The following is a 25,451-nucleotide window of genomic DNA, read 5'->3' on the forward strand; positions in this document are numbered from 1 at the left end:
GAATCTTAGCTTTGGTTTTAGGAGCTCGTAGTGCCGCGACCTTTTGGCAGTTATGGTTAATTTTACGCGGCTGGGAATGCTTTCTTTACATCACTGACGGCTACCCAGTTTACAAATGTTTGATTAAGGCTTACCACAGCTTAATCCCAACCAAATTATACCCGTAGGACCAGGGCGCATCTACTTGTTATATCATGACCGTCAAATAACTTACAGCTAGGCTCCAATTTTAGTCCACCAATGAAAACCTGTTAGCCCTCGAATCAACTCTTGCTGTGGAAGCAAAGATTGGCATCGGTGAAATAAAACTGCTTCTAAATCATCTAAGGTTTCAAAAGATTGATTAGCAATCGGTTCATCAACTAAAGTCCATAATCGTTCGGCAGGCTGTAGTTCTGGTGAATAGGGAGGTAAAAAGGTCAAATGCAGCCCTAAAGGAATCTTTAAACCACGACTGATGTGCCACCCCGCCCTGTCCACAACTAACAGAATGTGTTTGTTAGCACCTAAGTTAAATTGAGCGGCAAAATCTGCTAAAACTTTATTAAACAATTCTGTATTTACATACGGTAGAATCCACGCCTTAGTTTCACCAGTTCTAGGATGAACAAAGGCATACAACCATAACCACTGGTATCGCCAATTAACATTGGCAATAGGGGTTTCTCCCTCCGGTACATAAATTCGTCTTAAAATTGGCTTGAGACCTCAGCGATGTTCACCAAACCCACCACAATTGAATTTCTGCTTCGGGATAAGTAGTTTGGAGTTCGCTGACTTCAGTTGCTAGTTTTTTTTCCAAGCAATTTGCTCTGTTTCGTCACTTTGGGTGTGAGATGGCCAAAAGGCACTCGTAGTCTAAACGTCATCTGGCGTAGTATTTCCCATCCCCTTTGCCGACTAATTTGTCGCCCAGTCAAAGCTGTTAGCCAGTCTGCAACTTTGCGACCATTCCATAGTCCTCCGTCTGGCGCTTTTCCTTGTAGAACTTGCCATAACTGTGCTTGCTGTACATCGTCAATTAGCGGCGAGGCTCCCTTATTTTGGTGGCGAAAGTCCCCCAATCCTTCAATGCCTCGTACGCCAGTATCTTTTAACTAAGGCATAAATCCATGTCCTGCTGTAACCTGTTATTTCCTCGACTTCCTCAGTTTTTTTCCCTTGTGCTAATAGCCAGATAATTTGATACTGACGTAAAGTCTGCCGGGTGGAAGCTTCCACCGGCGAGCTTTACGGCTTTCTACCCCACCACTCGCCTGTTTATAAAGCTGTTCTAGTTGGGCAACACTTGAATGTTCCGCTACCCCAATCCGTTTCGGCATGAGTCATACTTTTACTCTCTACCTTTATCATAATCTATTATACGGACATGATATTACCTCATTTTTCTCCTAGCAAATCAGAGGACTTTATTGAGGAAAAAGAAGCAAATTATCGGCTTTTAGCGAAGAATATAAAACCTTTAGCAGGGTTAGAAAATTTGCTTGGGCAAAAATACAGGAGCTTAAATTAGCTTTGGTAACAAATGCACCGCGCAAAAATACGCAATTTAATCTTGAAGTATTAGGATTAGAAACTACTTTTGCTACGGTAGTGTTGGGCGAAGATGTCGCCATTGGCAAACCCGATCCAACTCCTTATCGGGTTGCTTTAGAACAGCTAGACTTATCTCCTGGCGGGGCTATTGCCTTTGAAGATTCGCCTTCTGGTATTCGTTCTGCTGTAGATGCAGGCATTTTTACTGTAGGCATTGCCTCCACCCACGCGCCAGATAACCTAGCGCAAATTGGCGCAAAACTGGTATTATCAGATTTTACCGATTTGCGACTTTGGGCGCTACTAGAATAATCCTAAAAAGTAGACGCGATCGCGTCTACTTCCATCCCTACTATCCCCAAATACGCTGGATCGCAGTTTGGGGAGAAATATCAGCTATTTTGCCTGTAGGAGAAGTAACTTCTACCAAGCGATCGCTTTGCAAAAAGTTTTCTGGCTCCGTCTCAAGTAAAGCAATAGTATAAGTTTGCACTGCTAAAGCTAAATACATCGGCGCGCTATCGGTACACACTAGCAAGTTGGCAGAGGCGATCGTTGCGGCTAATTTGCCTGTATCTTCGGGAGACGTTACTTTCAGATTGGGAAAAGCCCCCAGCATTGACTTGACAAACGACTCGTTATCAGAGTCTTTAATTATTACTACAGGTAAATTTGGTTGTTTTTCCTGCAAACTTTGGACGATTTGCTGCCAAGAAGCTACTGGATAAGTTGACTCGCTACTTGGAGATTGATGATCGTAAATTGCCACATAGCCGCTTTCGCCAATACCTAGGCGTTTTTGTTCTGTTTCTGACCAAGTAATATCAGAGGAAGGTACATTGATATTTATTTCGGGGACTGGAGAATTTATACCCAAACCTTGCAGCAAATCGTGATACTTCGCTGCCGGAGGCTGTTGAAACTTCTGGGTTACGGCAGCAGTTAAGAAAATTGAGCCTTTGCCTTTGTAGCCAATACGGGTAGGAATCCCTGTTAGCCATAGCAACAAATTAGGTAAAGATTGCCGTTTAGGAGAAATAGCAATATCGTATTCGCGATCGCGCAGCAACCCAATTAAATTTCCCCAATCTGCTAGGCTATTGCGATCTTTAAAATCAAAAGCGATCGCATTTTGGACGGACTTACATACTCGATAGGCAGCTTTTGCACCCGGTTCGACTACTACATCTATCTGCGCGTCAGGATAAACTCTTTTTAGATCGTCCAGGGTAGGAAAAAATAAAATTTGATCGCCAATTTTGCCAGGCACTAAGGCTACTATTCGCATAATATTTCTTTACTATTACTCGCTCCCCATTTTAGGAGAACTACTACTTATTTGAAACAATAGATGTAAATCGTCAGCAGTTGTTATTTATGAAAGAAAAATGTATTTGTTAATTCCCGCCGCCGGAATGGGGCGACGGATGGGAACTAGGGGCAACAAACTACTACTAACCTTACGCTCTCAGCCTCTACTTGCCTGGACAATAATAGCAGCAGAGGCTGCTCGGAGTATTGATTGGATCGGGATTATTGCTCAACCAAGCGATGAGGAATATATCAAAGAAATTCTATCCGAGCTACCAGTGACTACAGAAGTGAAAATAATCTATGGCGGTACAACACGTCAAGAATCGGTTTACAACGGCTTGCAGGCGCTACCAGCTACCGCAGAACAAGTATTAATTCACGATGGCGCTCGGTGTTTGGCTACGCCCGAATTACTCGATCGGTGCGCCGCAGCGATCGCTCATTGTCCAGGGTTAATTGCCGCAGTGACAGTCAAAGACACAATCAAAGTAGTAGATGAAAATAGACTTATTCAAAGTACCCCCGATAGGCGGCAATTGTGGGCGGCGCAAACTCCTCAAGCTTTTGATGTCAAGCTACTAAAACAATGCCACGAGCGAGGTTTGGCTCAAGGTTGGGAAGTTACGGACGACGCGGCTTTATTTGAAAGATGCGGATTGCCCGTACAAATAGTTGAAGGCGAAGAAACAAACTTAAAAATTACTACTCCGGTAGACTTAGCGATCGCTGAATTTATCCTTGCCCAGCGCTATAACGTTAAAAGCACCTAAGTTTTCACTTCTATGCTGCCAATTATCTACTCCGATGAATTTCTCAAACACAAAACTGGTAGATTTCACCCCGAAAAACCCGAAAGATTAATTGCGATCGCTTCTGCCCTAAAATCTGCTAATTTTGCCCATCAATTAGAGTGGAAGTCTCCCACTCCCGTAAATGAACGAGTAATAACCTCTATAAACCAAGTCCATACGGCAGCACATATCAACACTATTGAACATTTAGCTCGCAACGGCGGCGGTTATCTCGATCCCGATACTCCCGTTTCCCCTGATAGTTACGATGTGGCTTTACTCGCGGTTAGTGCGTGGCTAGATGGGGTAGATAGCGTATTAACTACCCACAACCCAGCTTTTGTATTAGCGCGTCCTCCCGGACATCATGCCGAAAAAAGTCAAGGTATGGGTTTTTGTTTATTTTCCAATGCGGCGGTTTCTGCTAACTACGCACTCAAACAACCAGGTATTAACAAAGTTGGCATTTTAGATTGGGATGTACATCACGGCAATGGCACGCAAGCAATTGTCGAAAACAATTCCCAAATTGCCTACTGCTCTTTGCATCAATTTCCTTTCTATCCAGGTACAGGTAGCGCCGCCGAACAAGGTGCTTACAAAAATGTCTTAAATCTACCTGTACTTGCAGGAAGTACGATTTACGATTATCAACCGCTATTTGAACAAGCTGTAATTCCTTTCTTCTTTGACTTCCAACCTGACTTATTCATTGTGAGTGCAGGTTATGATGCAAATGCTGCCGATCCTTTAGCAAATATCGATTTGCAACCTCAAGATTACAAAACCTTGACAAACTACTGCTTGCAAATAACTCGAAAAATTGTCTTTGGACTTGAGGGTGGCTATGACTTAGAGGCGCTATCACAGTCTGTCGTTGCAACTGTGGAACAGTGTTTAGCTTAAAAATGTCTCTTTTTTTTGTTACCCCGTGCAATTACAGGTGTAATATATTGTTACAAAGCTGAAGTTGAGTGATTTCTCGGTGGAATTTAACCCCCAGATTGTGGAGAAGTATAGTAACACCAGCTACAGCATAGAAAGAGAGAACACCAAGCAATGACTACCTACATTTTGATGGAAACAGCGCTACGATTGCTCACCAATGCTTATTTACTTTCTCTAGTGTTATTAATTGCCACTTCTTACATTGGTTTATCAGTAATTGAGACAATTGAGCAAGGCAATCCTAATCCGTTTAAAACTAAGTGGTTTAACTAATTACCCAAAAGTTGCTTATAAGTAATTTTTCTTAGCATCTCGGGCTATAAATTTAAAAATTTTGCATTTTTCTAAAATTTAATTAAACCCGATTTAACCTTCTTTTCATCTTTACATAAGGAAGTCGTTGTAATGTGAGCAAGGAGGTCATAAATCACAAGCCTTATAATAGCTTTGATTGATTTTTCCCTGCTGAATTAATTTACAAATAGATTCCCAATTGTGTGGTTCAAAAAATATTGACTTGCCAACATTTGGTAGCAGTCATATGTATTGTTGGGTTCCTGTGTGGGAGGTATCAACCTGCTTATGCAGAAACTCAAAATGTTGTTATTAATGTGCCTGTGTATAGTCAACCTGTGTATAACGATTTGATCTCACAGACAGAATTGATGGTTAGTGAAGCCATTCATCGTCAATTTACGCAAAATGCTGACCTTTCGAGCATTCAAGTAGTGGCGATCGCCCATCACCAGGGTGAAATTATCCCAATTCTGACAACAACAGTTTCTCTATCTCAGTGGCAAGGAAATCCCCAGGTAAGTTCCTGGACCAGGTACAGTGCGTCGTACGCACTGCTAAAGCGACATGAACAGGCAGAAATGGTGGTACCGAAGCCGATTAGGTCTGCGGGTAGGAACAATTTTGCTCGCTCCTATCAAATCGATAAAGCTTACGATTCAGGTCATCTGACGGGAGAGGAAGCCCAGAAATATCTCAATAAATTGGATTGATTTTGGATTCATGACTCCAATGGTTGGCAAATCTTTTATCAGTCCAGAAATATAGTTTTTCGTAAGGGAAAAGCTCTGGGTTTTGAGTTGGGGGTGCTAGTCGTATTTTAGTTTCAAAACCGGATAATTCTTAGTTCGCATTTACCGATGACACGTTTAATATTGAGAGGAGAACACAGGTGATTCACGATAACGGAAGCAGTAACAGATCGAGAAATCGTTCCTTTGAGGACGTTCTCCGGGTCAGAATGTCGCGGCGCAATGTAATTGCTCGTGGAACTGCGCTATCAGCGACCGGCTTTCTAGCAGCGATGGCTGGTAACAAACTTTTTGCTCAGGGTGTCAATAATGGTACATCTCAGGGTACGAGCAATATTGTAGCGCAAGACTCTGGTATGGCGATCGCCCAGGGTAAAGGCAGCAGCTTAATCAACTTCCCACCCCTTGCTGCCGCCAATGCTACGGGACCTGTACCCAGCATTTCATCAGCTTACCAGTTTGATGTGCTGATCCCTTGGGGTACCCCGATCCAACCGGGTGGTCCAACCTACAACGGGAATCCAAATACACGACCGACTGCCGCCCAGCAAGACCAGCAAGTGGGAATTGGTCACGACGGCATGTGGTTCTTCCCCATCGGCAACGGTAACGATCACGGGATGCTTGCAATTAACCACGAATTTGGCGGCAACGAGCATGTGCTGGGTAAAGAGGCACCAGAGAGCCTCGAAGACGTACTCCTTTCTCAACACGCTCATGGTGTTGCAGTAGTTGAGATCAAAAAGGTGAACGGCAAATGGCAAACGGTTCGCAGTTCTAACGCTCGCCGCATCCACGTCAACACACCAGTAACCTTCAGCGGACCTGCAGCCAATAGTAAACTGCTGAAAACACCTAAGAATAATCCTCCACTGGGTACGGTCAACAACTGCGCCAATGGCTACACCCCCTGGGGAACCTACCTCACTTGTGAAGAGAACTTCAACGGGTACTTCGCTGCAACTGGTGCGTGGACAGCTACAGAAGCACAAGAGCGCTATGGCTTTAGTGAAGAGGGTTCTGGCTATGGCTGGGAAAAATTTGACCCGCGCTTTGATCTTTCTAACTCTAGTTATACCAACGAAGAAAACCGCTTCGGTTGGGTGGTCGAAATTGATCCCATGAATGGTTCTCAGATACCCGTTAAGCGAACCGCGCTGGGACGCATTAAGCACGAAAACGCAGAACTCGTAGTTGGGCAAGGCGGTCGTGCAGTGGTTTACATGGGCGATGACGAACGCTTTGACTACATTTACAAGTTCGTTTCAGACAGCAACTGGCGATCAATGCAAGCACGCGGCATCAGCCCCTTAGATCAAGGTAAGCTCTACGTCGCCAAGTTTAACGACGACGGCACAGGCAACTGGCTCGAACTCACCATTAATAACCCAGCCCTTAAAGCCAAATTTGCCGATCAAGCTGAGTTGCTTACCTACACCCGCATGGCTGCCGACACAGTAGGTGCCACGCCCATGGATCGTCCAGAGTGGATTGCTGCTGCTCCTAATGGCGATGTCTATTGTAACCTCACGAACAATAGTCAACGCGGAGTTGCTGATGCCGATGATACCCCATTGGAAACTGAGCGCAAACGGGTTAATGCCGCTAATCCGTTGGTAAAAAACATCTATGGACACATTATCAAGTGGCGGGACAGCAACAACCACATCGGCACTACTTTTACTTGGGATATCTTTGTTCTCGCCAAAGATACCCACGACATTGAGAAAAGTGCCTTTGGTAGCCCGGATGGTCTTTGGGCTGATCCCGATGGACGGCTGTTTATTCAGACTGACGGAAGTCAACCAACAGTCAATGGTGTACAGCTGAATGACCAGATGCTCGTTGCTGACCCAACTACTGGTGAAATTTGCCGGATATTTTCGGGTGTAACAGATTCTGAAGTGACTGGCGTTACTGTAACCCCTGATCGCCGGACAATGTTTATTAACATTCAGCATCCGGGTAATGGAGATCCAAGCGCGACAAACTTCCCAGCACCACAAGGTAGCGGCAAAATACCCCGTGACGCGACCATTGTCATCACTAAAAAGGATGGCGGCATCATCGGTTCTTAGGTCGTCGGTGTGGCACTGGGCTTCTGAACACAAGTAAGCCCAATGCCAAAGAATTCGTTTTTCTAAAGGGTGATTACACCCCGTCAACCAATTCCACAATGTTCATTAACTAGGTGATTTTATGAAACGCTTTGCTCTTGCTGTAGGAATCGGTTTAAGTTTAGGTTTAGCAACACTAGCTGCTCCTGCTAATGCTGCACTCCTTGCTTGGGATGTTGAATATAGCGGCTGGTGGGAAGAAGATGGCGGTTCTATTTCTGGAAAGTTTGTTGCTGATCGCAAGGATGCTCAAGACGGAATCGTATCGGCTGATGAAATGACATCCTGGCTCTGGAACTGGAGCGGGAATGATGTCGTACCTGCATTTTCCTTTTCTTCTGGAGAAATCGGCGCGACAACAGACTTTAATCCAAGTTTCTACGTGGATGGTAGACTCAATCAGCCTTTAGATGAGGATGGACTTGACCAGGGAGCCTTCACTTCCGGTTCTGGAAATGAAGTTCTAGACTTAGAATATTTATATGCGATTTCTTATGTTGACAACGTTGAATCCTTCTCCGAAGGGAATTTCGATTCAACTCTCGGAAGAATTAGAGTTTCAGATCCTGTCGTTGTTCCTGAACCTGACAGCATTTTAGGTTTAATCACCCTAGTCGGTATTAGTGCCGCTGCCCTTAAGCGTCGCAAGCAGAAAGGATTTCTATCTTAAATTGTGCTGACAGTTGAAACATAACACCATTAATCGTTGACCTTGCCCCGACCTATGTGCAAAAAGTATTTTTGCACATAGGTTTACTAAGTTTCGGGACTGGCAATACGTTCAAGAAAAGAAATGGGTGGGAGTTTTTTATAGAGAAGCCAAAGACACAGATTCCTGAGACAATAACACGAGGAAATTAGGAATTTTTGACGCGAACTATGCCTTGTAGTGCCACTCTTGCCCAACTTGTAGAAATTTTAGCAGCCAAGCCCATAAATCTAGCTGACGCGGTAGCAACGGCTACTAGCATTACCACCGATACTCGCAACATCAAGCCAGGAGATGTGTTTGTTGCCTTACGTGGCGAAAAATTTGACGGACATCAATTTGTAAAAAAAGCGATCGCATCAGGGGCGATCGCGGCAATTGTCACCGATGATTATGCAAGCCCCGACTTACCACTATTACAAGTCAAAGATACCCTCCAGGCATACCAGCAAATCGCCCAGTGGTGGCGCAAACAGTTTTCTATCCCTGTAATTGGCATAACGGGTTCCGTAGGCAAAACTACGACTAAAGAATTAATTGCCGCAGTTTTGGAAGTTCAAGGCAAAGTCTTGAAAACGCAAGCAAACTACAACAACGAAATTGGCGTATCCAAAACCTTACTAGAACTAGGCTATGAACATCAATTTGCCGTGATTGAAATGGCAATGCGGGCAAAGGGCGAAATTGCTTTACTAACTCAAATAGCAAGTCCAACAGTTGGGGTAATTACCAATGTCGGCACAGCGCACATAGGGCGATTGGGATCGGAAGATGCGATCGCTTCTGCCAAGTGTGAATTATTAGCCGAGATGCCCAAGGATAGTATGGCGATTCTTAACGCTGACAATCAACGCTTAATGACTACCTCTGCCCAAGTTTGGCAAGGCAAAACTATTACCTATGGTTTAGGAAGCGGAGACTTCCAAGGGCAATTGCTCGATAACGAAACTATTAGTGTCAAAAACCTACCGTTAAAATTACCTTTAGCAGGTACGCACAACGCCTCTAACTTCCTGGCTGCTTTAGCTGTCGCTGAAGCTTTAAAAATTGATTGGGCGCTAAGTGCGGCAAACTTAATCGTAAATATGCCTGCGGGGCGGAGTCAGCGTTACGAATTGGCAGGCGACGTTGTGTTATTGGATGAAACCTACAACGCTGGACTTGAATCAATGCTTGCGGCTTTGCAACTATTAGCCCAAACCCCAGGTAAAAGAAAGATTGCCGTATTAGGAGCAATGAAAGAATTGGGCGAAGTCTCGATAGAATTTCACACCCAAGTAGGAGCAAAAGCAAAGCAGCTAAACTTAGATACAATACTTGTTTTAGTTGATGGTGCGGATGCTCAAGCAATGGCAACAGCAGCAATGCCTTTAGCGGTGGAATGTTTTACCACTCATGCCGAATTAGTCAATCGACTGCATGAATTTGTACAAAAGGGCGATCGCTTACTTTTCAAAGCATCCCATTCTGTGGGACTCGATCGAGTAGTTAATCAATTTCGCAGCGAATACCGCAACTAACAACTATCACAACTTCACGGCGTGCATTGCTGCCCCAATTAGTCCGACTTGAGGATTGAGAATAATATACACGGGGACGCTTTTTAGCAGCGAACTTACTCGCCCTTTATGAGTAAAAGCATGGAGAAAAGAACCATCTTCAAATAAAGGCAAAATTTTAGCTGCAATCCCTCCAGCCACATACAAACCTCCGTAGGGCAATAGCTTTAGAGCTAAGTTTCCCGCCTCTGCGCCGTAAGCTTCGACAAAAATTTGCATAGCTTGTTCGCAAATGCGATCGCGTTTTTCTAATGCTGCTTGGGCAATAACTGCCGCCGGATCTACGCTTCGCTCTCCTCTACCTGCCTCTTGTTCCCAAGTGCGGACAATTTGCCCAATACTCGGTGACTCGCTGGTAAAATTCCAATCGCGCAAAAACTGATAAATCGCGATAATTCCTTGACCAGAAACAACTCGCTCGATAGAAACGCTCGGAATATCGTGCTTATCTAACAAGTATCTTAATAGCTGAAATTCCAACTCCGAGCGGGGTGCAAAGTCCGCGTGTCCACCTTCGGAACCAAAAACTCGATAACTGTCTCCATTTTTAATTAAAAAACCTTCACCCAAACCCGTCCCCGCACCAATTACGGCAATCGGAGCAATGGGTTGTAAGTTACCGCTTTGCAAAGAATACAAGTCTGAAGCCTCTAAACCTAAAATGCCATGTCCCACAGCTTCAAAGTCATTTATCAAGGCAATGCGCTCAATGCCCAAGGCTTCCTCTAAACGTTTGGTATCTAGAAACCAAGTCAAATTAGTTAGCTTTACCGTATTGTTGACAACGGGTCCGGCGATCGCAAAACACGCCCTCGCTGGTGGCGATGAATCTCCTAGTTTTTCGGCGGCGGTAGCGAGAAACTGCTGCACCATGGGTACTAAATCGCTAAAATCTCGGCTGCGGTAACGCTCCTCGTACAAAGTCAGCAAAACTGCTGCGTCTGATGCTTCGACTAGCCGCAAAACGGTCTTAGTCCCGCCTATATCTCCCGCCAACAATAAGTTCATGATGCTAATTAAACCGGATTACTTCTTCTACTTGGGCAAGGTGGGAGGTATCTCCATTTAATTCCAACACCCAATGTGGATCGAGGCGCACAACTTTAATTAAGCAACACAAAGCAGCATTAATTTCCGTTTTGGCGACTTCACCGACTAATCCCATTGTTGCACCGAGTACCGATGCACCGTGTCCTACTAGTAATATATCTTCGGAAAATTCCTCTGCTAGTTTTCTTGCTGTTTCTCCTGCTCTCAAAAATGCTGTTTCTCCAATTTCGGGATATTGAGCAATAACGCGCGAGATATAGTTAGTATCAATCCGAGGAAATAAAGCTATCAAATCTTCCATTGGCATTTTTTCCGGGGTTTCGCTCATCCACTGGGGGTTTAGCCACTCACTTAGTCCTGATTCAAGTTTAATCGGCAAGTTTAAGACTTCTGCTACTTGATTTGCTGTTTGGATTGTGCGTAGAAATGGCGAGGAAAAAATAGCTTTAATATTCTCTTGTTTTAAGCGTTGAGCTAGCTGCGATGCTTGCACAATGCCATCATCTGAAAGCGGGGGATCGTAGCGTCTTTCGGCAGTAAGAAACCAATCGGGGTTCACAAAATCTAGGCGGTTGGCGTGTCTAGCAATCCAAATAGTTTGAGTCATTATTGTTCTACGAACTTACACTTAATAATTTATTGCCGCCTTTTTGAAATTCGTAATCAACTTGTTGTATTTCTGCTTTGTAACCGTCTTTTTGCAACTCCTGCAAGACTTGTAAGAGTAAGCTCGATTGCTCTCCAGAGACATTTAACAAGGGAAATATGCGTACTTCTTGAGCAACTCGGCATAATTCTTTAATAGAACTTAAGTGAAAATCCATCGATAAATGCTCTGAGTAAGTAAATAATAAGTGAGAACACAAGGCTAAATCGAATTGCTTATCGTTAAAAGATAAATTAGGCAATTCATCTAATACATAACGTCCTTGCTGCAATCCGATGGGGAAATCATCTAGAAACTGATTCATTGCCTCCATTCTAATTTTGCCCAGTTGTTCGGGTGACTCAATATTTTGCCAAACATAGTTAGCTAAATTTGCTTTTAACCCATCAATAAGTATTTGATAAGTTTCTTGAATCCGCCCATTAATCTCATCAGGGCTAAATTGATAGATTGGATCGCAAGATATGACTTTATATCCTTGATGGGTCATTTGGGCATTAAAACTAGCGGGACCACCCGCACAATCAAGAATTGCTAAATTAAGTTCATCAGGTGTTAGATGAAACATCCCAATATATTCCTTTATGGAGCGTCCCCAAGGAATAATTTTATTTAGCTTAAAACCCATTTGTTTATAACTCCGTAGCGGGGATATACCCCTACAATTATCTCAACTGGCAATTACAATGTATTACATTGTACTATGCAATGCTAGAAGTTAAAACTTGGTTTAATTTGCCACTGCGATAGCCTTCCAAGTCTAAAGTCACGTACATAAAACCATAACTTTGAAAAGCCGCCACGACTTCCTGTAAGTCACACTTGGTGACAAAATCCTTAATTTGCTCTGGTGCTAGTTCAATTTTTGCCGTATCTTCTTGCGATCGCACTCTTAAATTATTAAACCCCAACTTCCGCAAATATACTTCCGCTCTCCCTACACGCTGCAATTTAGCAATTGTAATTTCTTCACCATAGGGAAAACGGGAGCTAAGACAAGGTTGAGCGGGTTTATCCCACCAAGATAAGCCTAAAATCTGGGAGATTTGCCGCACTTCAAACTTTGTAATTCCCAATTCTGCCAAAGGCGATCGCGCTCCTCTTTCTTTGGCGGCGGCGATTCCTGGGCGATAATCTTGCAAATCATCCGCGTTTACCCCATCTACTACATAAAGATAACCGAGTTTTTGTGCTAGAGGTTTGAGGGTATCGTGCAACTCGCTTTTACAAAAATAGCAGCGATTGACTGGATTGGCGCGATAATTGGGATTGTCCATTTCGTGGGTTTGAACTACTTGATGAGCAATGCCAATTTCCGCCGCTTGAATGCAAGCGTCTTCCAATTCTTCAGGAAGCAACGAAGGAGAAGCCGCCGTTACAGCTAGGGCGCGACTTCCCAATGTGTCGTAAGCAATTTTGGCAACCAAAGCACTATCAACGCCACCAGAGTAAGCAATAATTGCTTGCTCCATCTCAGCAAATAAACTTTTTAGTTGCTCAATTTTTTGTTGCATTTTTCATTTACTTAAGATCGCCATACATTTATTTTAAAGATTTTCCAAACAAAGCTTCTAGTCTTCTTTCGCCAAGCTTTACGGCAATTGTGACGAAATTGGTAGTTGCAACGTAAAACAACTTCCGATTCCTACTTGCGATCGCAAAGTAATATCTCCTCCATGCAGTCGAGCTAATTTGCGTGACAAAGCTAAACCTAACCCCGTCCCTTGATATCTAAGATTTAAACCGCTATCTAGTTGCTGGAATGGTTGAAATAAGGTTGATTGCTCTATTTGGTTAATCCCAATACCCGTATCTATCACTGATAAGTTTAAAGTATCTCCACTTTTTTCTATTTGCAACGTTATCGAGCCAGATTCTGTAAATTTGACGGCATTAGATAGTAAGTTTACGAGTATTTGCTTAATTCTCCGGCGATCGCCTACCCAATTTTTTACATCAGTAAGCATTGAAATTTTTAACTGCAAGTTTTGTTGCAAACAGCGATCGCGAAACAAGGATAAACAGCTTTGACAAAGCTCCTCTATCGCGATTTGTTCCATTATTAATTCTTCTTTCCCAGCTTCTACCTTAGATAAATCTAATAAGTCATTGATTAATTCTAATAAGTGGCTGCCGCAACTATCAATTCCTTCTAGATATTGTTTTTGTTTGGCGTTTAGCGGTCCAAAAATTTGTTGCAGCAATATATTAGAAAAACCTAGTATGCCAGTTAAGGGCGTTCTCAATTCGTGACTCATATTACTTAAAAAGTCACTTTTAGCCAAATTAGCTGCTTCAGAAACTAATTTCTCCTGTTCTAATTCCTGAGTCCGCTCCCTAACTAATTCTTCAAGCATTTCGTAGCTTTGAGCGTTATAGAGGGCGATCGCGGCTTGATCGGCAATTTGTTTTAATAGGTCGATTTCTTTTTGACTAAATACTCTGGGTTTGGTGGTTGTATGCAAACTTATACCACCGAAAAACTTACCCCGAATATAAATAGGTGTTTTGAGGATAGAAAGAATTTTTCCTTGCTCAATCAGGGCTACTTCCTTATCCAAAAGTTCAGCTTTTGCTTTATCTGTATGTGCGTGTAAAACTTGGTAACGCTTCGATCGATCTATAGGCTCCAATAGATTGAGCCATTCCCATATTGGCTCTTGAAATCCTTGTATACATACAACTTCTGCGTTTGCTCTCCATTCACTACGAACAGAAATTTGCTCTGTTTCTAAGTTAATACAAAAAATAACTACGCGGTCTACCTTAAAGTATTCACCAGTTAATTGAACTATTTTTTGTAAAATAAATTCTGGATCGAGGCTAGAATTAATCGTTCTAGCGATTTGATTTAAAGTTTGTTCTCTAGCGGCTTTATCTTGCAGTCGGCGAAACAACTTAGCTTGGTGAATCGAGATCGCGCAACGATCGGCGATGGTTTTAATTAGCCATATTTCATTTTCACTCCACTGACGGGGGCGATCGCGTTGTAGTAAAATAATTCCGCCTAGCTCCGTATGTTGGTGCAGTAAAGGCGCAATCATCAAAGAGTGGATTCCTTCTGCTAGGGCAAATTCATAAACCTCTGGAGCTACAGTATTATCAATAGTTGACAAAGCTATTATTTCACCTAGCTTCAATTTATTTTGATAGTGGGGGTACACACCGCATTTGCGATCGATAAAATCTTCCTTAGCTACGGTAGCTTCGCTAACATGATAAATCCACATCTCCCCTTGGGCATCGGGTTGAAATATTAGGCAGCAGTTGACATCTAAATTCAAATGCAACATATCTGCTGTGGTTTGCAGCATTTTATCTACTATCAACGTACCGCGCATTGCTTGCACGATCTGATTGATAATTGCTTCTTGCTTGGCTCTTTGTTCTATCTGCGCTATAGCGGCTTGTTGCTGACGACGCATCGCAAATTCTCGCAGCGATCGCTTTAATACTACTGGCAAACGAAATAACCGATCTTTAAGTACGTAATCTGTCATTCCAGCTTTGATACAATCAACGGCGGCTTCTTCTCCCAAACTACCAGTAACCAAAATCAGGGGAATTTCTTGGACCAATTGTTGTAAAGTTTTTAACACGTGGTAAGCCGTAAACTGAGGCAAACGATAATCTGCCAGCACCGCATCATAAGTATTCGCTTGTAGCAGTTTTTTACAACCTTCTAAGCTATCGGTAGAGTCATAAGAAAACGGTATGTTGGCTTTTTCTAAAACAAGCGTCACTAATTCTACATCGGTGGGTGAATCTTCTACAATCAATAGATATAGAGGTAGTTTGGTTGGCAATTCTTGCCAAAAGCCAGCTTGAGAGTAATCTAAATCGTCCATTATTTGACTACGTCTAAAATATTAGCAAAAATTGTTTGGCGCTCAAAATAGAATTATCTTTATTGATGAATAGGATTATTTATAATTTTATTTTACTTCCCTAAACTCTATTCTTGCGAGATTTTAGGTTTTATAGCTATGGTTGGCGATAAGTATTTTTTAAAGGTAGCTTAGTTTTTATGTATCTATTTGGACAGTTGTTGTGTATAAAATAATTTTTAGCATGAAGCGAATTATAAGTAAGAAGATCGAGCTACTGCTTGAATATATAATAGCTGCTTCAATCGACCTTGCCTAGTAACATTCTTCAATTATGTTTGCGAAAACTACAGCAGCTAAATAAGGAGATACAGAGAATTATTAACCCTCGACTTTACGTTTAACTTTAAAAATCATCAGTCTTGAGCTAGTTTTTATCTATCAATGTTTCCATTAAGTAAGTAGCTGCAATGAAATGTAGGATAAAAAATTTGGTTTGTCTATACGAATCTGTGCTAATCCATCTCGATCTAAGGGAATTGGATCTAGATATTGGTCTACAAAGTCGGTAATAAAATGCTCTCAGGTACGCGATGGGGTAAATAACATCCAGGTTGTGCGTATCCATCCTTGCTCTGATGCGTCCTATCTTTCGAATTTTAAGTAAGATAGCTTTGCAGCGCCTGACGCATGACATCAAGGGGTGCGGGTTGCTGCAACCAAATTGCTAAAGCTGCGGCTCCTTGTTGCACGAGCATTTCTAAGCCATCAATAGCAGTCGCACCCTTTGCTTGTGCTTGTTGTAAAAATTTGGTGGGACTAGGAGTATAAATTAAATCGTAGGCGATCGCATCTGTTGCTAATAGTGCCATTTCTTCATTACTCAATGGCGACTCGCCGACGTTAGGATACATCCCGATGGGAGTTGTATTGATAATTACATTGGCTTGGGGAATTAGTAACGGTAACTTATCCCAATTACGCACTAACAATCTTGTCGCTAAAGGCGTATTACCCCAACTATCAATAAATTCGGCTAACTTTGTCGCATTTCTCCCCACTACATAAGTTTCCCCAAAGCCTAATTGAGCGAAACCTGCTACTACCGCCCGCGCTGCGCCACCATTGCCTAAAACCACGGCAGTTTTTTGGCTCCAATCTTGGTTATAAGTCTGCAAAGGAGCAATAAAACCTTCGACATCAGTATTCGTACCCGCCCAAGTACCGCTACTTGTCCGCCAGACTGTATTTATAGCGCCAATTGCTTTAGCAGTGGGGGATATTTCCGCAATTAAGGGCTTAATTGCTTGTTTATGGGGAATTGTAATATTAAAACCAACTAGATCGATTGCCGCAAACCCAGAAAGCGCCGCTTGTAAATTGTCTGGATGCACTCTTAGCGGTAGATAAACGTAATCTAAACCCAAATGCGCGATCGCAGCATTGTGCATAATCGGCGATAAGGAATGTTCTACAGGATACCCAATTACACCCAATAGCTTAGTTTTTCCAGTAATTACTTGCGACATAATCGGTGCTGTACTTAGCGATCGCTCGTTAGAATTATTAAAGTAACTTAACATTATTTTTAATTAAATTATGCAGGCAACACCAGCCGTCTCTACTACTCCACCTCCCGGTAAATATTGGCAGTGGCGCGGACATTCAATTTATTATGTCAAGGCGGGAGAAAAGATACAACGCCCACCATTATTATTAGTACATGGGTTTGGGGCTTCTACCGACCACTGGCGCAAAAATATTGCTCAATTGCAAACAGATTTTGAAGTATGGGCAATCGATTTATTGGGGTTTGGGCGTTCAGCAAAACCTCAAATGTCTTATAACGCCGACTTGTGGCGAGATCAGTTGTACGAATTTATTACCGAAGTTATTGGTCAACCTACGGTATTAGCAGGCAATTCTCTTGGCGGCTATGCTTGTTTGTGTGTAGCCGCCCAGCGACCGGATGCTGCCGCCGGGGTAGTATTGCTCAATAGTGCGGGACCATTTTCTGAAGCAGATTCATCATCTGAACCCGATGCTTTGCAAGCGGAAGTACAACCGCCCAAACAGCCCGAAGTGTGGCAAAAGTTTTTAGGCGAGGCGGCTAAATGGATTTTCGCCCAACCCTTGGCGCGGTTTATATTATTTCAATACGTGCGCCAGCCTTGGGTAATTCGCCAAACTCTAGAAAGAGTTTATTTAGACAAAAGCGCTGTTACCGACCAATTAGTAGAAGAAATTTATCGCCCTTCCTGTGATGCTGGTGCAGCCCAAGTATTTGCAGCAATTTTTAGTAATCCTGGAGGCGAAAAAGTCGATATATTGCTCAGCCAGTTGAAGTGTCCTTTACTGATGCTGTGGGGAGAAGGAGATCCTTGGATGAATGCCAAAGAGCGATCGCCTAAATTTCGCCAATACTGCCCCAATCTGACAGAATACTTCTTGCGGGCTGGTCATTGTCCCCATGATGAAGTTCCAGAGCAAGTAAATTCACTTTTAAAATCCTGGATCTTGTCTTTTCCCGATGTAGCCTAAACAAATTTAAGGGGTCTTATCCGCTTATGACAAGACCCCTCAAATTTCGGGATTCAATTTATTCAGGGCAGTTAACAAATAAAGTGGAGAAATAACTAAAGTTTACACGTTCTCGTAACTCCAGCACAGCCGCATCTTTCTAGACCTGAGTTTGGCTCTTACTTTGTTCAAGCTTTTCGCCACTAACCCTATGCTTGGATTGATTACAAGTTTGGCTCTCTAACAGGGGACACTAGGTTGAGCGCCTTTTTTGGTTTGCCGTTTTTAGCTTTTTGCGTCCTACTACTTAATTTATCACTGCTTTTTGTTTTAGCAACGGTAAGTTTACTAAAATTCAACACTTTTGAAACTTCTCAACACGATCGCATCCCGTTTAGGCGGCAAAGTTCCACATGACCGGATTATCGTCTAAGTGGTCAGTAACAGTGCGTCCAATTGCATCAATTTCTTGGAGTTCTTCAGGAGCAAGTTTAATATTTGCGGCTTGAGCATTAGCGACAGCTTGCTTAGTATCTCTTGCGCCGACAATTGCATTAGTTTGAGGTTGAGCAATTAGCCAAGAAAGAGCCAAATTACCTAAAGTAGTTTGATAGCGATCGGCAATGGGACGCAGTTTTGTCAACGCAGCTTGCGCTCTTTGGTAATTTTCTCCTTGAAAAAGCTTGTTTTTAGCACGGTTATCTTCCGCCTCAAATTTATGATCGGCGGCAAACTTACCCGTCAACAATCCTTGCGCCAAAGACGAGTAAGCAAGAATAGAAATTTCATTTTCAATGCAATAAGATACGATATCCTTCTCTACCTGTCGCCAAAACAGTGAGTAAGGCGGCTGGATGCTGTCAATTCGCCCGTACTGAGAGGCTTCTTCTAATTGAGAGCGGGAAAAATTGGAAACCCCAATAGCGCGAATTTTACCTTGCTCTTGTAACGCCGTCAAAGCCCTCATCGTTTCTTCAATAGGGACAATTTCGCTATTAAAAGTGCCACTGGGCCAATGAATTTGATATAGATCGATATAATCAGTTTGCAGATTTGCCATAGAGCGATCGCAAGCTTCGATTACTTGGTCGTATTTCAAATGATTGGCAAAAACTTTAGTAGCATAAACTGCCTGCTCTCTTACGTCAGACAAAGCCTGAGCGACAATTTGCTCTGAATGCCCCTCACCATAAACTTCTGCTGTATCAATGGTAGTAATTCCCGCATCAAAAGCGGCTCTAATTGCTTTGGTTGTCTCCTGATCGGAAATTCCCACCCACATTCTTTTCCCAGCTTGCCAAGTTCCCATCAAAATCGGGCTAATTTGTAAATTCGATTTACCTAAACGGCGCATTTCCATAACTAAGTTAAAAATAGGCTATTGTTACTTTCCTTTAATATATCGAGCAAAAATTAAATTAATCTGTCTTAAGTCGCCTATTAAAATGATTTGGGGCATAATATCGTCAATTGAAATATTAAATGTTACTCTACAAAAATTAGCGCCTTGTCTTTTGCCAAACCTCCCATTTATGAAACTTTTTATTGCTGCTACGGTACTTACTACAATTAACTTTGCTCATCCAGCTTTATCAGAAAGCATTGCTCATACCAGACAGTTGCTTGCAACTAAACAATGTCAAAGCTGCGATTTAAGTGGTGCGGGGCTAGTTTTGGCGAATTTATCGGGAGCAAATTTAACGGGGGCTAACTTAAGCGGAGCAAATTTGAGCCGTGCAAACTTGAGTGGGGCCGATTTGACGGGTGCAAACTTAGTTGGTGCTTCTTTATTTGGAGCCAATTTAACGGGTGCAAAGTTAGGGGGAGCGCAAATAGCTGGGGCAGATTTTAGAGATGCTTACTTGTACAATGTCAGCTTTGGCGATGCTGATGTAAATGTAGCTCACTTGCAAGGTGCGATCGGTATCCCCATAGCCGCCGGGAAAGCTGAAGACTTTTATCGCTGGGGAATGCTTCAAGGGCAAAAAGGCGACTCTCAAGGGGCGATTGATTACTTTAACCAAGCTTTGACTATAGATCCAGAGTTTGCCTTAGCCTACATGGGCCGCGGTGTTGCACGTTACCAATTGTTAGACCGTAAAGGCGCTAGAGATGATGCTAGAGTTGCTGATGAATTGTTTTTAGCTCAAGGTAATGTTCCTGGAACTCAGACAGCGCAAGCATTTATCAAAGAGTTAGAAGCTCCATTACCAAGCGATGCCAAGCCAAAAAGTAAAGGTAACTTTATGAATATTTTAGGACTATTAGGCTCGGCTGCTATAAAAATGTTTCTGCCATTTTAGTTAGAAAGAGGTGAAATCAGAATAAAATTTGAATTCATTTATATTTATCCAAAAACTGTGGTTTCTTAAAAATGCTGCTTGATTAAGGAGCCAAGCCTATCCATATTGCCGCGATCGCCTCAGAGATAGCGCCTTCTGTGTCTATTGGTTGATGTGAGCCAATATTTTCAGACAACGCAAGGTTGTGTAGGTGTGAAAGCAAGAGTCCTGCCGCCGCATTATTGCCAGCGCGAATTCGCCCCAACTGAGCTTCAGCATTTAGATATTCTGTCAGTTTTATATTAAGCTGCATCCCAGGCATGGTATGACGTTTCAGAAAGGTTTGTACATTGAAGGACGGGTGACTAATGAGTGATAGAAAAACTGGCATCACCTCCCGAAAGTAGTCAACAATTTGCAAACTCACCAATTTAAGGTTTACAGTGACCTGTTTTTGACCGGGCTGAACGTTAAATATCACCTCAAGTTGCGCTTCCGGCAGCACCATTGCAGCAAAGAAAAGATCTTCTTTCGTACTAAATCGCTGAAAAATAACCGCCTCAGAGATCCCAGCTATTTTAGCGAGAGTTCGTGTAGAAGCTTTTGCCCCCTCTTTGAGAAAGAGCGATCGCGCCACAGCAAGGATTTTTTCATCTGTAACAGTTTTATTGCGGGGCATTAAATTTACAGTCAGTTTAAGGTTGTTCGTGTGTGTTTGCGGAGCGTGTTTGCACGAAAATCTTGTGCAAAAGGCAAAATTAACTATTTAAAGATTGACACTTTATTAAACACTCTTTTGTTCACAAAACAATGCCGTGTTCTCGGCGAATTTCAATTATGGGCTGTTCTTTCAGCTTAGAAAGTTCTTCAACAGCTAACCTCTTTTTCATGCGTAAGCTCTTGAAGATGATGCTGATAATGCGTGGAAGGGAGATAACCCAAATACCTACTAATTTGAGGTGTCCAACACCAGATAAAACATTGCGATGCTCTTGATTAGCAACTACACGATGCATCTGACTGATTTTTGCGGTCGTTGCAAAGGTCATCCATAGGTGGGCGGCAATTTCATCCCGAATAGAAGTGCCGCAATTAAACAAGACGTGTACGGCATCATGCTGGTCGATTAATTGTATTTCTTCTTCTGGCATTCTACTTGTTATATCGCCTTCAGTCTCTGATGCGCGCAATTCTTGAATCGCCTCACCTAGAGTCTTTAAAGTATCGGAACCAAAATGTTCATTCATGGCAACGCTCCTATTTTCTAAAGCTTCACATCCAACATAAGCAAGCGCTTACTTATACAGTTAGACTCAACTATACAGTGTAATTGTTATATAAGCAAGCAATAGCTTATTTTTCTAGATAACTTTACAAGTAACTTTTGAGTGAAGTAGTTTAAAATTCAGACTTTCGCTTATCTTGATGTTATTCGACTAGCGATCACGCAAAAGTCTAAATGCGATCATACAGAGCGAACACAACTGATGCCCATAATAATCTGTTTAGGTGAAGTAAAATGTTACGTTGCTGTCAAGCAATCAATGATGAGCTTCCATATATGCCCGCAACAAACTATTAATCTGGGTTTGATAGCCTCGTCCTTGAGACTTGTACCACTCCAGCACATCATGGTCAATCCGCAGAGTCACTTGTACTTTATTCTTGTCCACAGGTAAACCGCTTCGCACCACTGCTTTAGCAAACTTTTCTGGTGTAATTTCTGGGCAATCGGATAGATCGATATCTTCATCCGTCATAGTATCAAGCCGTTGCCAGTCTGTTTCAGATTTGCTCGAAATAGGTTTTTTGCTCATTTTTGGTTGCTTTTCTTGTAGAAATAATCCGAATGTAGTCATAGCTTTCTGTATGAACCACTGCAACAACGTGTCCTTGAAGCAAACCGAAAGTCACGAATCTCTGTTCTCCGTAGTCAAAGCGATCGTCTTCAACTGTTACAATCGAGCCGTCAAAAACGGCTGGAACATCTGAAAAATCGATTCCATGTTTGCGAATGTTACAAAGCCGTTTTGACTCATCCCACTCAAATTTCATTTTCTCATTGTAACGACAAAATGTAGTTACAATAACTTCATAGAGCGATTCTTGAACTAAAGTATAGATAAATTTTTAGGCGATCGCGATCTTATAAAAATGGGTATTTTGGGTTAGTGCCTGTTTAGGCAAAAGATATTTTTATGAAATTTAGTAAATATACTCGTTGAACCAATCAATGACTAGCCAGTAAAATATATTTGTTGGTGTAGGGCGATTAAAGCTGTAATGATTGAAGATACTGCCGCACAAAAAGATAGCAGTTACTATTCCTTGCTAGGGCTGCATCCTTCCGCATCAGTTATAGAAATTCGGCGCGCCTATCGAGAATTGAGCAAGCACTACCACCCCGATACTACCAAATTATCAACAGAAATCGCTACTACCAAGTTTCAAGAGCTTAATCAGGCTTACGCGACTCTCAGCAACCCCGAACGACGCACAACTTACGATTATTTGATTGGCTATTCGCGAACATCGGTAATTCAAGCGCCGTCTTACTTAGATCGCTCCGTCCACGATCGCCCTTTATCAGCAAAATCCTCCGCTTACCTCGATCCCACTGATCGCCCTTTATCGGCAGGAGAAATATTTGCTTTATTTATTTTAGGGCTAACATTTGTTGGTTGTTTGATATTAGCGATCGCCATTGGCTTAATTCGTGGCGACAAAGCTTGGCAGCCAATATCAACAATTGAGTTACAAATCGTTACGCAGCAGTTTACAATAGCTGTAAATGTTGCGTTACAACCACTGAGTAATTTTTCCTAAAAATATCTATATTTTTTCTAACCACAATTAAGTTTTAGTTTCCTATGTCGCTTCCCAACGCCGATACTCCTTTATACAACCATGCCTTGCCAAATATCGAGCAATGGCTAATTAGTCAAGGCTGTCAGCAAGATAGTTCTGAGCCTCATTGCTGGCATATCCAAAAGGCTGATTGGAAAGCCGAACTTTGTCTAGATGTCGATCAGCTAACTGTACGTTATTTTCAAGGTGAGGAACAAAAGCAAGATATCCAACGCGCCTTTAAGTATTCCTTAAGTCGGCAAGATATAGAGCAGGCGGTGTTTGCTGGTCCTTAACCGATAGATTTATACATTGGCTTTGACATACGGCAATTTGCCGTATAGCATTAAATTAGAAAACTCAACTCTATTGATATGGCGAATGGGACTAATCCAAAATCGATGGCACGACTAGAAGCGCGTGTCAGTCCAGAAATTAAAGCTCTTTTGCAGAAAGCCGCAGATTTGGAAGGTCGGACTTTAACAGATTTTGTGGCTGCAAGTTCTCAAGCAGAAGCAAAAAGAGTCATTGAGCAGCACTTAACACTCAAGCTTAGTATTGAAGACAGCGTTAATTTTACTGATGCACTACTTAATCCTCCACAGCCTAATGCTGCTCTGAAAACGGCTGCTTTACGATACAAGCAAGCAATGTCAGTTTAATGGTTCTCAAAGTTGCTCCTTTTGAGAGTCGTAGGCATATTCGCTCCGGCTTTTGCTGTGGAAAAGACAGTTTAGACAATTACATCCAAAATCAAGCATCTCAGGATCTCAAGAGACGAGTCTCTACTATATTTGTCTTAATTAACGAACCTGATGTTAATGTTTTGGCTTACTATACGCTCTGTTCATACACTATTGAAATTAAAGACTTAGATGAGGTTTTGGCAAAGCGCTTACCTCGTTACCCATTATTACCAGCTATATTATTAGGTCGCCTCGCTGTTGACAATAGACAAAAAGGTAATGGATTTGGCGAATTACTGTTAATAGATGCGCTGAAAAAATCCCTAGATGTATCGGCGCAAGTTGCATCTCTAGCCATGATAGCAGAAGCGTTGGATGAAAATGCGTTGAGCTTTTATTTAAAGTATGGGTTCCAACAATTTAAACAAGCTCCTCTGAAGCTTTACTTATCTATGAAATCTGTAGAAAACCTGTTTCAAACTCTTGGTATCTAGTAGCTTTTAGTTACTGCCTAAACTTTATGTTATCTATGTTTCATTATTTACTATAAAGTGCGATCGCATTCTTGACAGCAATGCAACTAATTCATCCTGAGATGGTTCTACAAACTCAACGCCTTGTGCTTGAACCGCTTAAACAATATCATGCTGCCTTGCTCTACCCAATATTGCAAGACTCGCAGATTTATGATTATATTCCTCAAGATCCGCCAGCTTCCTTGGTATTGTTAGAACAGCGCTACCAAAAATTAGAGCGGCGCTTGTCTCCCACCGGCGAGGAAGCATGGCTAAACTGGGCAGTGCGCCTCAAATCATCCGAACAGTTTGTTGGTCATGTCGAAGCTTCTGTATTATCAAATCGAATCGCCAACTTTGCTTATGTGTTTGGTTTCCGATTCTGGAATAACGGATACGCTACCGAAGCTTGTCAAAAAGTTTTACAGGTGTTGTTTGATGATTACGAAATAATTGAATTTACAGCACAAGTAGATACGCGCAATCAAGCCTCAATTCGGCTACTAGAAAGGCTTAATTTTGAGCAAGTAGAATATCAAGCAGCCGTAGACTTTTTTAAGGGAAATCTCAGTGACGAGTATACCTATCGTAGGGTTGCAGCTTTATAAAGCATTACAACAATTTTGATCAAATCGTTTTTTGAAAACCTTTTCTATCTTTCATTGAAACGGTGCTATCTGATGAATGAGTCGAACTCTCGCAAGCAACAGCCATCAATGTAGGTGTGTAATGCACGGGCGAGGATGGGATGTAGTTGAACAAAATGCAGCATGGGGAGAAGGTTTGTATGGTTGCGATCCTATTGGGATCTTAGAAATGCTGCGGTATTCTGTTGCTAAAGTATAAAGTAATACAATTATTCAGTTAGAACTAACTATGACTGAGCAACAATCTCCATCACCTGTTTTATCCCTCTTTTATCACTTTCAGGAGAGTAAAATCTAGAACCTGCTTTAGCTCAGGATTTTGGCAAAATGACTACAAAGGAAGTCTGATGTGAGAAAATAAAGTTTAAAAGCTTTACATTACAAGCTTTT

28 protein-coding genes and 1 pseudogene are annotated in these 25,451 nt (G+C 42.3%); 16 read left to right on the forward strand and 13 right to left on the reverse strand.

Annotated features, from left to right (window positions below):
- Positions 1–216 precede the first annotated feature (216 nt).
- Positions 217–1,322 (reverse strand): annotated as a pseudogene (locus AC2VE5_RS16555) (IS630 family transposase).
- 193 nt (positions 1,323–1,515) lie between these two features.
- On the opposite strand from AC2VE5_RS16555, the gene AC2VE5_RS16560 reads away from it, so the two are divergent.
- Positions 1,516–1,848: an HAD family hydrolase gene (locus AC2VE5_RS16560; RefSeq protein WP_486888827.1), complete on the forward strand. Its 333-nt coding sequence runs from the start codon at positions 1,516–1,518 to the stop codon at positions 1,846–1,848.
- 40 nt (positions 1,849–1,888) lie between these two features.
- On the opposite strand, the gene AC2VE5_RS16565 is transcribed toward AC2VE5_RS16560, so the two are convergent.
- Positions 1,889–2,824: a glycosyltransferase family 9 protein gene (locus tag AC2VE5_RS16565; RefSeq protein ID WP_486888828.1), complete on the reverse strand. Its 936-nt coding sequence runs from the start codon at positions 2,822–2,824 to the stop codon at positions 1,889–1,891.
- A 100-nt stretch (positions 2,825–2,924) separates the two neighbouring features.
- On the opposite strand from AC2VE5_RS16565, the gene ispD reads away from it, so the two are divergent.
- The 7 genes from ispD (at position 2,925) to AC2VE5_RS16600 (ending at position 9,981) form a co-directional block, all read left to right on the forward strand.
- Positions 2,925–3,620: a 2-C-methyl-D-erythritol 4-phosphate cytidylyltransferase gene (gene ispD / locus AC2VE5_RS16570; protein ID WP_486888829.1), complete on the forward strand. Its 696-nt coding sequence runs from the start codon at positions 2,925–2,927 to the stop codon at positions 3,618–3,620.
- 12 nt (positions 3,621–3,632) lie between these two features.
- Positions 3,633–4,547 (forward strand): histone deacetylase family protein, encoded by a 915-nt coding sequence (locus tag AC2VE5_RS16575; RefSeq protein WP_486888830.1) that lies wholly within the window; start codon positions 3,633–3,635, stop codon positions 4,545–4,547.
- Between the two features lie 153 nt (positions 4,548–4,700).
- Positions 4,701–4,862, forward strand: a complete 162-nt coding sequence (locus tag AC2VE5_RS16580) for a hypothetical protein (RefSeq protein WP_486888831.1) — start codon at positions 4,701–4,703, stop codon at positions 4,860–4,862.
- 239 nt (positions 4,863–5,101) lie between these two features.
- Complete coding sequence (locus AC2VE5_RS16585) at positions 5,102–5,596, forward strand: hypothetical protein (RefSeq protein WP_486888832.1); 495 nt, start codon at positions 5,102–5,104, stop codon at positions 5,594–5,596.
- 179 nt (positions 5,597–5,775) lie between these two features.
- Entirely contained in the window at positions 5,776–7,713 is a 1,938-nt protein-coding gene (locus AC2VE5_RS16590; RefSeq protein ID WP_486888833.1) for a PhoX family protein, read from the forward strand.
- A gap of 121 nt (positions 7,714–7,834) precedes the next feature.
- The gene (locus AC2VE5_RS16595) at positions 7,835–8,422 is read left to right on the forward strand and encodes a PEP-CTERM sorting domain-containing protein (protein ID WP_486888834.1); all 588 of its coding nucleotides are present in this window, start codon (positions 7,835–7,837) and stop codon (positions 8,420–8,422) included.
- Positions 8,423–8,631: 209 nt separating this feature from the next.
- Positions 8,632–9,981, forward strand: a complete 1,350-nt coding sequence (locus tag AC2VE5_RS16600) for a UDP-N-acetylmuramoyl-tripeptide--D-alanyl-D-alanine ligase (protein ID WP_486888853.1) — start codon at positions 8,632–8,634, stop codon at positions 9,979–9,981.
- Between the two features lie 6 nt (positions 9,982–9,987).
- On the opposite strand, the gene AC2VE5_RS16605 is transcribed toward AC2VE5_RS16600, so the two are convergent.
- From AC2VE5_RS16605 to AC2VE5_RS16630, 6 genes are all read right to left on the reverse strand, one after another.
- A complete protein-coding gene (locus AC2VE5_RS16605; protein WP_486888835.1) occupies positions 9,988–11,028 on the reverse strand; it encodes a glucokinase in 1,041 nt (346 codons plus the stop codon).
- 4 nt (positions 11,029–11,032) lie between these two features.
- A complete protein-coding gene (locus tag AC2VE5_RS16610; protein ID WP_486888836.1) occupies positions 11,033–11,677 on the reverse strand; it encodes a histidine phosphatase family protein in 645 nt (214 codons plus the stop codon).
- A 7-nt stretch (positions 11,678–11,684) separates the two neighbouring features.
- Positions 11,685–12,365, reverse strand: coding sequence for an SAM-dependent methyltransferase (locus AC2VE5_RS16615; protein WP_486888838.1), 681 nt, complete (start codon positions 12,363–12,365; stop codon positions 11,685–11,687).
- Between the two features lie 73 nt (positions 12,366–12,438).
- On the reverse strand, positions 12,439–13,251 hold the full coding sequence (larE, locus tag AC2VE5_RS16620; protein WP_486888839.1) for an ATP-dependent sacrificial sulfur transferase LarE: 813 nt from the start codon (positions 13,249–13,251) through the stop codon (positions 12,439–12,441).
- A 78-nt stretch (positions 13,252–13,329) separates the two neighbouring features.
- The gene (locus AC2VE5_RS16625; protein WP_486888840.1) at positions 13,330–15,585 is read right to left on the reverse strand and encodes an ATP-binding protein; all 2,256 of its coding nucleotides are present in this window, start codon (positions 15,583–15,585) and stop codon (positions 13,330–13,332) included.
- A gap of 638 nt (positions 15,586–16,223) precedes the next feature.
- Entirely contained in the window at positions 16,224–17,093 is an 870-nt protein-coding gene (locus AC2VE5_RS16630) for a shikimate dehydrogenase (RefSeq protein ID WP_486888854.1), read from the reverse strand.
- 70 nt (positions 17,094–17,163) lie between these two features.
- Between AC2VE5_RS16630 and AC2VE5_RS16635 the strand changes: the two genes are divergently transcribed.
- On the forward strand, positions 17,164–18,105 hold the full coding sequence (locus tag AC2VE5_RS16635; RefSeq protein ID WP_486888841.1) for an alpha/beta fold hydrolase: 942 nt from the start codon (positions 17,164–17,166) through the stop codon (positions 18,103–18,105).
- Between the two features lie 373 nt (positions 18,106–18,478).
- Here the strand turns inward: AC2VE5_RS16635 and AC2VE5_RS16640 are convergent, their stop codons facing one another.
- Positions 18,479–19,444 carry an aldo/keto reductase gene (locus AC2VE5_RS16640; protein ID WP_486888842.1) on the reverse strand — a complete coding sequence of 322 codons (966 nt, stop codon included), beginning with the start codon at positions 19,442–19,444 and terminating at the stop codon, positions 18,479–18,481.
- A 172-nt stretch (positions 19,445–19,616) separates the two neighbouring features.
- Here AC2VE5_RS16640 and AC2VE5_RS16645 point away from each other — a divergent pair, with 172 nt between their 5' ends.
- On the forward strand, positions 19,617–20,387 hold the full coding sequence (locus AC2VE5_RS16645; RefSeq protein WP_486888843.1) for a pentapeptide repeat-containing protein: 771 nt from the start codon (positions 19,617–19,619) through the stop codon (positions 20,385–20,387).
- A gap of 82 nt (positions 20,388–20,469) precedes the next feature.
- Here AC2VE5_RS16645 and AC2VE5_RS16650 read toward each other — a convergent pair whose 3' ends face one another.
- The 4 genes from AC2VE5_RS16650 to AC2VE5_RS16665 form a co-directional block, all read right to left on the reverse strand.
- Positions 20,470–21,045, reverse strand: coding sequence for a TetR/AcrR family transcriptional regulator (locus AC2VE5_RS16650; RefSeq protein ID WP_486888844.1), 576 nt, complete (start codon positions 21,043–21,045; stop codon positions 20,470–20,472).
- A 121-nt stretch (positions 21,046–21,166) separates the two neighbouring features.
- Positions 21,167–21,613: a hypothetical protein gene (locus AC2VE5_RS16655; RefSeq protein WP_486888845.1), complete on the reverse strand. Its 447-nt coding sequence runs from the start codon at positions 21,611–21,613 to the stop codon at positions 21,167–21,169.
- Between the two features lie 294 nt (positions 21,614–21,907).
- Positions 21,908–22,183 carry a BrnA antitoxin family protein gene (locus AC2VE5_RS16660; RefSeq protein WP_486888846.1) on the reverse strand — a complete coding sequence of 92 codons (276 nt, stop codon included), beginning with the start codon at positions 22,181–22,183 and terminating at the stop codon, positions 21,908–21,910.
- Positions 22,152–22,421, reverse strand: coding sequence for a BrnT family toxin (locus AC2VE5_RS16665; RefSeq protein ID WP_486888847.1), 270 nt, complete (start codon positions 22,419–22,421; stop codon positions 22,152–22,154). The genes AC2VE5_RS16660 and AC2VE5_RS16665 overlap by 32 nt, the downstream gene beginning before the upstream one ends.
- A gap of 228 nt (positions 22,422–22,649) precedes the next feature.
- Here AC2VE5_RS16665 and AC2VE5_RS16670 point away from each other — a divergent pair, with 228 nt between their 5' ends.
- From AC2VE5_RS16670 to AC2VE5_RS16695, 6 genes are all read left to right on the forward strand, one after another.
- Positions 22,650–23,192 (forward strand): J domain-containing protein, encoded by a 543-nt coding sequence (locus AC2VE5_RS16670; RefSeq protein ID WP_486888848.1) that lies wholly within the window; start codon positions 22,650–22,652, stop codon positions 23,190–23,192.
- A gap of 44 nt (positions 23,193–23,236) precedes the next feature.
- Positions 23,237–23,509 (forward strand): DUF3143 domain-containing protein, encoded by a 273-nt coding sequence (locus AC2VE5_RS16675; protein ID WP_486888849.1) that lies wholly within the window; start codon positions 23,237–23,239, stop codon positions 23,507–23,509.
- A 78-nt stretch (positions 23,510–23,587) separates the two neighbouring features.
- Entirely contained in the window at positions 23,588–23,875 is a 288-nt protein-coding gene (locus AC2VE5_RS16680) for a type II toxin-antitoxin system TacA family antitoxin (protein ID WP_486888850.1), read from the forward strand.
- A complete protein-coding gene (locus tag AC2VE5_RS16685) occupies positions 23,875–24,393 on the forward strand; it encodes a GNAT family N-acetyltransferase (RefSeq protein WP_486888851.1) in 519 nt (172 codons plus the stop codon). The genes AC2VE5_RS16680 and AC2VE5_RS16685 overlap by 1 nt, the downstream gene beginning before the upstream one ends.
- 80 nt (positions 24,394–24,473) lie before the next feature.
- Positions 24,474–25,022: a GNAT family N-acetyltransferase gene (locus tag AC2VE5_RS16690; RefSeq protein ID WP_486888855.1), complete on the forward strand. Its 549-nt coding sequence runs from the start codon at positions 24,474–24,476 to the stop codon at positions 25,020–25,022.
- Positions 25,023–25,098: 76 nt separating this feature from the next.
- Positions 25,099–25,260, forward strand: a complete 162-nt coding sequence (locus AC2VE5_RS16695; RefSeq protein WP_486888852.1) for a hypothetical protein — start codon at positions 25,099–25,101, stop codon at positions 25,258–25,260.
- Positions 25,261–25,451 lie beyond the last annotated feature (191 nt).

Source organism: Aliterella sp. E5.1 (assembly GCF_057473825.1).

Coding starts and splice junctions, on each gene's coding strand:
- AC2VE5_RS16565 (WP_486888828.1), bottom strand. CDS start 2,824: ATGCGAATAGTAGCCTTAGTGCCTGGCAAAATTGGCGATCAAATTTTA.
- AC2VE5_RS16630 (WP_486888854.1), bottom strand. CDS start 17,093: ATGTCGCAAGTAATTACTGGAAAAACTAAGCTATTGGGTGTAATTGGG.
- AC2VE5_RS16615 (WP_486888838.1), bottom strand. CDS start 12,365: ATGGGTTTTAAGCTAAATAAAATTATTCCTTGGGGACGCTCCATAAAG.
- AC2VE5_RS16640 (WP_486888842.1), bottom strand. CDS start 19,444: ATGGAAATGCGCCGTTTAGGTAAATCGAATTTACAAATTAGCCCGATT.
- AC2VE5_RS16650 (WP_486888844.1), bottom strand. CDS start 21,045: ATGCCCCGCAATAAAACTGTTACAGATGAAAAAATCCTTGCTGTGGCG.
- AC2VE5_RS16625 (WP_486888840.1), bottom strand. CDS start 15,585: ATGGACGATTTAGATTACTCTCAAGCTGGCTTTTGGCAAGAATTGCCA.
- larE (WP_486888839.1), bottom strand. CDS start 13,251: ATGCAACAAAAAATTGAGCAACTAAAAAGTTTATTTGCTGAGATGGAG.
- AC2VE5_RS16635 (WP_486888841.1), top strand. CDS start 17,164: ATGCAGGCAACACCAGCCGTCTCTACTACTCCACCTCCCGGTAAATAT.
- AC2VE5_RS16645 (WP_486888843.1), top strand. CDS start 19,617: ATGAAACTTTTTATTGCTGCTACGGTACTTACTACAATTAACTTTGCT.
- AC2VE5_RS16655 (WP_486888845.1), bottom strand. CDS start 21,613: ATGAATGAACATTTTGGTTCCGATACTTTAAAGACTCTAGGTGAGGCG.
- AC2VE5_RS16695 (WP_486888852.1), top strand. CDS start 25,099: ATGAGTCGAACTCTCGCAAGCAACAGCCATCAATGTAGGTGTGTAATG.
- ispD (WP_486888829.1), top strand. CDS start 2,925: ATGTATTTGTTAATTCCCGCCGCCGGAATGGGGCGACGGATGGGAACT.
- AC2VE5_RS16610 (WP_486888836.1), bottom strand. CDS start 11,677: ATGACTCAAACTATTTGGATTGCTAGACACGCCAACCGCCTAGATTTT.
- AC2VE5_RS16605 (WP_486888835.1), bottom strand. CDS start 11,028: ATGAACTTATTGTTGGCGGGAGATATAGGCGGGACTAAGACCGTTTTG.
- AC2VE5_RS16690 (WP_486888855.1), top strand. CDS start 24,474: ATGCAACTAATTCATCCTGAGATGGTTCTACAAACTCAACGCCTTGTG.
- AC2VE5_RS16670 (WP_486888848.1), top strand. CDS start 22,650: ATGATTGAAGATACTGCCGCACAAAAAGATAGCAGTTACTATTCCTTG.
- AC2VE5_RS16680 (WP_486888850.1), top strand. CDS start 23,588: ATGGCGAATGGGACTAATCCAAAATCGATGGCACGACTAGAAGCGCGT.
- AC2VE5_RS16660 (WP_486888846.1), bottom strand. CDS start 22,183: ATGAGCAAAAAACCTATTTCGAGCAAATCTGAAACAGACTGGCAACGG.
- AC2VE5_RS16580 (WP_486888831.1), top strand. CDS start 4,701: ATGACTACCTACATTTTGATGGAAACAGCGCTACGATTGCTCACCAAT.
- AC2VE5_RS16600 (WP_486888853.1), top strand. CDS start 8,632: ATGCCTTGTAGTGCCACTCTTGCCCAACTTGTAGAAATTTTAGCAGCC.
- AC2VE5_RS16685 (WP_486888851.1), top strand. CDS start 23,875: ATGGTTCTCAAAGTTGCTCCTTTTGAGAGTCGTAGGCATATTCGCTCC.
- AC2VE5_RS16675 (WP_486888849.1), top strand. CDS start 23,237: ATGTCGCTTCCCAACGCCGATACTCCTTTATACAACCATGCCTTGCCA.
- AC2VE5_RS16665 (WP_486888847.1), bottom strand. CDS start 22,421: ATGAAATTTGAGTGGGATGAGTCAAAACGGCTTTGTAACATTCGCAAA.
- AC2VE5_RS16595 (WP_486888834.1), top strand. CDS start 7,835: ATGAAACGCTTTGCTCTTGCTGTAGGAATCGGTTTAAGTTTAGGTTTA.
- AC2VE5_RS16575 (WP_486888830.1), top strand. CDS start 3,633: ATGCTGCCAATTATCTACTCCGATGAATTTCTCAAACACAAAACTGGT.